At 42.8% G+C, this 4,458-nt stretch carries 7 protein-coding genes; 5 read left to right on the top strand and 2 right to left on the bottom strand.

All coding sequences use genetic code 11. The features are described 5' to 3' along the window. A partial coding sequence (locus tag ACEYJ7_RS09770; protein ID WP_373778913.1) for a lipopolysaccharide kinase InaA family protein occupies positions 1–347 on the bottom strand: 347 nt, incomplete at its 3' end. A 114-nt stretch (positions 348–461) separates the two neighbouring features. Here ACEYJ7_RS09770 and folE point away from each other — a divergent pair. Both folE and truA read left to right on the top strand, forming a co-directional pair. Beyond that, positions 462–1,118, top strand: coding sequence for a GTP cyclohydrolase I FolE (folE, locus tag ACEYJ7_RS09765; RefSeq protein WP_373778912.1), 657 nt, complete (start codon positions 462–464; stop codon positions 1,116–1,118). After that, positions 1,118–1,906: a tRNA pseudouridine(38-40) synthase TruA gene (gene truA, locus ACEYJ7_RS09760; RefSeq protein ID WP_373778911.1), complete on the top strand. Its 789-nt coding sequence runs from the start codon at positions 1,118–1,120 to the stop codon at positions 1,904–1,906. The genes folE and truA overlap by 1 nt, the downstream gene beginning before the upstream one ends. Before the next feature lie 46 nt (positions 1,907–1,952). On the opposite strand, the gene hpf is transcribed toward truA, so the two are convergent. After that, entirely contained in the window at positions 1,953–2,279 is a 327-nt protein-coding gene (gene hpf, locus ACEYJ7_RS09755) for a ribosome hibernation-promoting factor, HPF/YfiA family (protein ID WP_373778910.1), read from the bottom strand. Positions 2,280–2,461: 182 nt separating this feature from the next. On the opposite strand from hpf, the gene ACEYJ7_RS09750 reads away from it, so the two are divergent. The 3 genes from ACEYJ7_RS09750 to ACEYJ7_RS09740 are packed head-to-tail and all read left to right on the top strand — an operon-like array spanning position 2,462 to position 4,370. Further along, positions 2,462–3,400, top strand: coding sequence for a Kdo(2)-lipid IV(A) acyltransferase (locus ACEYJ7_RS09750; RefSeq protein ID WP_373778909.1), 939 nt, complete (start codon positions 2,462–2,464; stop codon positions 3,398–3,400). A gap of 48 nt (positions 3,401–3,448) precedes the next feature. After that, positions 3,449–4,042, top strand: coding sequence for an XTP/dITP diphosphatase (locus tag ACEYJ7_RS09745; protein WP_373778908.1), 594 nt, complete (start codon positions 3,449–3,451; stop codon positions 4,040–4,042). A 7-nt stretch (positions 4,043–4,049) separates the two neighbouring features. After that, a complete protein-coding gene (locus ACEYJ7_RS09740; RefSeq protein ID WP_162855990.1) occupies positions 4,050–4,370 on the top strand; it encodes a heavy metal-binding domain-containing protein in 321 nt (106 codons plus the stop codon). Positions 4,371–4,458: the final 88 nt, after the last annotated feature.

The raw sequence follows: 4,458 nt of genomic DNA, 5'->3' as shown, positions 1-4,458 counted from the left end.
CAGCATTGCCGTGTGATTTTCACTGCAATCGGGCGGGGAACGGGCAAATTCCAACGGTATAGTTGTTGTAATAAGGCAAACTCTTTCATTGCACGGGTATTTTCATTACCGCTAAACCAATAGCGGTCTTTGACGAATTTTCCGAACAATCCGCCACGATAATAATGACGCAATACACTGTTTACGCTGAGTTCCGCTTGGGTATTGAGAAACCATGTAGTTCCTCTGCCTTTTGCGCAGCCCAACAAGCGGTCGGATCCGTTGAATGTTTTGCAATCCAATAATTGTTGTACAAACGACTGTTGTTCGTCGGAAACAAGCTTGTGATTAAAGTGGTAATAATTCATATGATTCTTCTTTTTTGCTGAAAGCCATATGATTTTACACGATTTTGGCTTGGTTCGTTGTATTTTTAGGGTAATTTGATAGAATCTTTCGCCTAAAATTTTAAAGGAACCCCCATGAGTAATATTTCCCCGGAAGCCCGAAGCGTAAGAGACGCACTCTTGTTAAAGGGTATCGAAACGCCAACCGTGGCACATCGTAAAGATAAAGACGTTCGTCGCGCAGAGATCCAACAGCATATGCGTTCGGTATTAGAGCTGTTAGGGTTGGATTTACGTGATGACAGCTTGGAAGAAACACCTCAGCGTCTGGCAAAAATGTATGTGGATGAAATTTTCAGCGGTTTGGATTATGAGACGTTTCCAAAAATCACTAAAATTAAGAATCGGATGAAAGTCAGCGAAATGGTGTTGGTAGACGAGATCACGTTAACCAGCACGTGTGAACATCATTTTGTGACAATTGACGGCACGGTTGCCGTGGCTTACTATCCGAAAGATTGGGTTATCGGCTTGTCTAAAATTAATCGCGTCGTGCAGTTCTTTGCTCAACGTCCTCAGGTTCAAGAACGGTTTACGGAACAAATTCTGACGGCGTTTCAAACCATTTTGGAAACGGATGATGTCGCGGTGTATGTCAAAGCAACCCATTTCTGCGTTAAATGCCGCGGTGTGAAAGACACAAACAGTAAAACCATTACCTCGGCATTTGGTGGTGTGTTTTTACAAGATCGTGATACGCGTAAAGAATTTTTATCTCTCATTCAAAAATAATGAAAATCGCACTGGGCATTGAATATGACGGAAGCCGTTATTTCGGTTGGCAACGTCAACAGAACGTCGATTCCGTTCAACAAAAGTTGGAAGAGGCGCTTTCCGTTATCGCCAATACACCCGTTGAGGTGCTGTGCGCCGGTAGAACCGATGCAGGCGTACACGCGACCGGGCAGGTTGTGCATTTTGAAACGGAGACGAACCGCCCGCTACAAAGTTGGTGTTTCGGGACAAATACCCATTTGCCGGCGGATATTGCGGTCAAGTGGGCGGTGAATGTCAGTGACGATTTCCATGCCCGTTTCAGTGCAACGGCGCGTCGTTATCGTTATATCATTTATAACCATAAATTGCGTCCCGCCATTTTGCCTCACGGTGTATCGCATTATTATCATGAATTGAACCATGAAAAAATGCATCTTGCAGGGCAATACTTGTTGGGTGAAAACGATTTCAGCAGTTTTCGCGCCGCACAATGCCAATCCCATACACCGTGGCGCAATGTGCATCATTTGACGGTAACGCGTTATCAGGATTATGTTGTCGTTGATATTCAGGCAAATGCTTTTGTTCATCATATGGTGCGCAATATTGTCGGTAGTTTGATTGACATCGGGCAGGGTAGACAACCGCCGGAATGGATGAAATGGTTGTTGGAACAAAAAGACAGAACCGTTGCGGCGGCCACCGCCAAAGCTGAAGGGCTGTATTTGGTTGACGTCGGTTATCCCGAACATTTCGGTATTCCAAAGGGAAGATTGGGACCGTTATTTTTACGTGACGAATAACAAAAAAGCCAAGCATGTTGCTTGGCTTGTGTATCAATAGACTGAATTAGTTATTTTCATTGAGCTTTTTGATACTTTCATCCGCTCTGCGGGCTTCTCCTTTATGTTTTTGTTTATTTAACTGCGTTTCCAATTTTGTTTCGACTTCGTTAATTGCCTTGTAAAGATCCGCGTCCTCCGCTTTCGCAAATAAATCTCCTACAGGGGTACCGATAGATGCCTCCACTTGATAAGTATTCGGTTGTTTATGGATCATAAAATGCGGGTTAATTAATTGGGTTTGCCATTTATTTAGTTTTGCCAAGCGTTCTTCAATGTGAGTACGAATTGCAGGTGTAACTTCCATTTGTTTGCTTGAAATATTGATTGTCATAGCATTTTCCTCTTTTTGTTATGGACCAATTCCGGTCGAATTAATCTTGACTTCAAATTATGCTTTTCACTCCAAAATATCAACCCCTAAAATGAAGTAAAACTCAAAAATTTGATCTACTTAACACTTTTATTGTGTTATTGATTATAATCTCACCTTCTCTTGTAACAGGCGAAAAGACGATGACAGAAATTAAGCAACTCCCCCCTTTCCAACGCGCATTTTTGCACCCGAAATATTGGGGATTATGGCTCGGATTGGGGATTTTTAAACTGATCTTGGCACTGCCTTATCCGATTTTAGTGAAAATAGGTAAAGGCTTAGGCAAACTGTTTCTTCGATTAGGTTTTGGTAAACGTCGTATGCGTATTGCCAAACGGAATTTGGAACTTTGCTTCCCGGATTATACCGCTGGTCAAATTGATGAGATTTTAGCTAAAAATGCCGAATCAGTCGGCATGGCAATTATTGAAACAGGGATGGCGTGGTTTTGGTCGGATGAACGTATTCTTAAATGGTCGAAAATAGAAGGGTTGGAACATCTGAAAAATCAGCCTGAAGGCACGGGGATTATTTTTGTCGGTGTGCATTTTTTAACCCTTGAACTGGGGGCAAGAATTGTGGGGCTTCATCATCAAGGGATCGGCGTTTATCGCCCGAATGATAATCTGCTGTTAGATTGGATTCAATTTCGTGGACGGGTACGTTCTAACAAAGCCATGCTAGATCGCAAAGATTTACGCGGTATGATTAAAGTGCTTCGGGCAGGAGAAACTATTTGGTATGCTCCCGATCACGATTATGGACGCAAAAACAGCGTCTTTGTGCCGTTTTTTGCGGTGAAAGAGGCGTGTACAACAGCTGGAACAAGAATGTTATTACGTTCCGCCCCAAATAGTCTCGTTGTGCCGTTCACCCCAATGCGAAATGAAGATTTTTCAGGTTATACCGTCAAAATCAGCCCTGCGGTAGATTTTAGTCAGTGTGAAAATGACGTTGATACCGCAACGTTGATGAATAAGGTGGTAGAAAGCGAGATTATGCAAGCTCAGAGCCAATATATGTGGCTACATCGTCGTTTTAAAACCCGACCGAATGAAAGTGATCCGAGTTTGTATTAAGACAAGCGGTCTGATTTGATAAAAATTTTGCAAAAACAGGAAAATAGAATGAACAAAACCAAAATTGTCCTTGCGACAGGAAACCAAGGCAAAGTGAAAGAAATGGCAGATGTGTTAGCCGAATTTGGCTTTGAAGTGATTGCCCAAAGTGAATTTGGCATTCAGAGCCCGGAAGAAACCGGCTTAACCTTTGTGGAAAATGCATTGATTAAAGCCCGTCATGCCTCACAAATGACAGGTTTACCCGCAATCGCCGATGACTCAGGTTTAGCGGTAGAAGCATTGGGCGGTGAACCGGGGCTTTATTCTGCTCGTTATGCAGGTGAAGAAGGGAACGATCAAGCCAATCGCCAAAAATTATTGGCTGAAATGGCAAATGTTGCCAATGAAGATCGCACGGCAAAATTTGTTAGTTGTATTGTGATGTTACAGCACCCGACCGATCCTACTCCGAAAATTGCCATAGGCGAATGCTACGGACAAATTTTACGAGAAGAGCGTGGTTCAAACGGTTTTGGCTACGATCCACTATTTTTCTATCCGCCTAAAAACTGCACCTTTGCAGAACTTGAAACTGTCGAGAAGAAAAAAATCTCCCATAGAGCGATTGCGCTACAATCTCTTAAACAACAACTAAAATAGGAAAATTATGATTATTACCACAACCCCAAATATTGAAAATCACCAAATCGTTGAGTACAAAGGCTTAGTCTTTGGTGAAGTCGTGTCAGGTGCAAACTTTATCCGTGATTTTTTAGCGAGTATTACCGATGTGATTGGCGGACGTTCAGGCGCTTATGAAAGCAAATTAAATAGTGCGAGAAAAGAAGCTTTGGAAGAATTGGAAAAAGAAGCGAAAAAAGTCGGCGCAAATGCCGTTGTCGGTGTGTCTATGGAATATCAATCTATGGGCGGTGACAAAGGGATGTTTATTGTCGTTGCGACCGGCACAGCGGTTGTGATTCGCTAATGTTGCAAAAAAATCTTCAAATCACCCCGCTTTTTTGGCAAACCAAAACACTGCTTGAAATGAATGAAGCAGAGTGGGAAGCCCTGTG

The sequence above is a fragment of the Glaesserella sp. genome (genome assembly GCF_041814905.1).
Classification (GTDB): Bacteria; Pseudomonadota; Gammaproteobacteria; order Enterobacterales; family Pasteurellaceae; genus Glaesserella.
This window is presented reverse-complemented; position numbering and strand designations above follow the sequence as displayed.

What these genes read in the sequence shown, in the direction of transcription:
- hpf (WP_373778910.1), bottom strand. Translation starts at nt 2,279, where the DNA reads ATGACAATCAATATTTCAAGCAAACAAATGGAAGTTACACCTGCAATT.
- ACEYJ7_RS09745 (WP_373778908.1), top strand. Translation starts at nt 3,449, where the DNA reads ATGAACAAAACCAAAATTGTCCTTGCGACAGGAAACCAAGGCAAAGTG.
- ACEYJ7_RS09740 (WP_162855990.1), top strand. Translation starts at nt 4,050, where the DNA reads ATGATTATTACCACAACCCCAAATATTGAAAATCACCAAATCGTTGAG.
- ACEYJ7_RS09750 (WP_373778909.1), top strand. Translation starts at nt 2,462, where the DNA reads ATGACAGAAATTAAGCAACTCCCCCCTTTCCAACGCGCATTTTTGCAC.
- folE (WP_373778912.1), top strand. Translation starts at nt 462, where the DNA reads ATGAGTAATATTTCCCCGGAAGCCCGAAGCGTAAGAGACGCACTCTTG.
- truA (WP_373778911.1), top strand. Translation starts at nt 1,118, where the DNA reads ATGAAAATCGCACTGGGCATTGAATATGACGGAAGCCGTTATTTCGGT.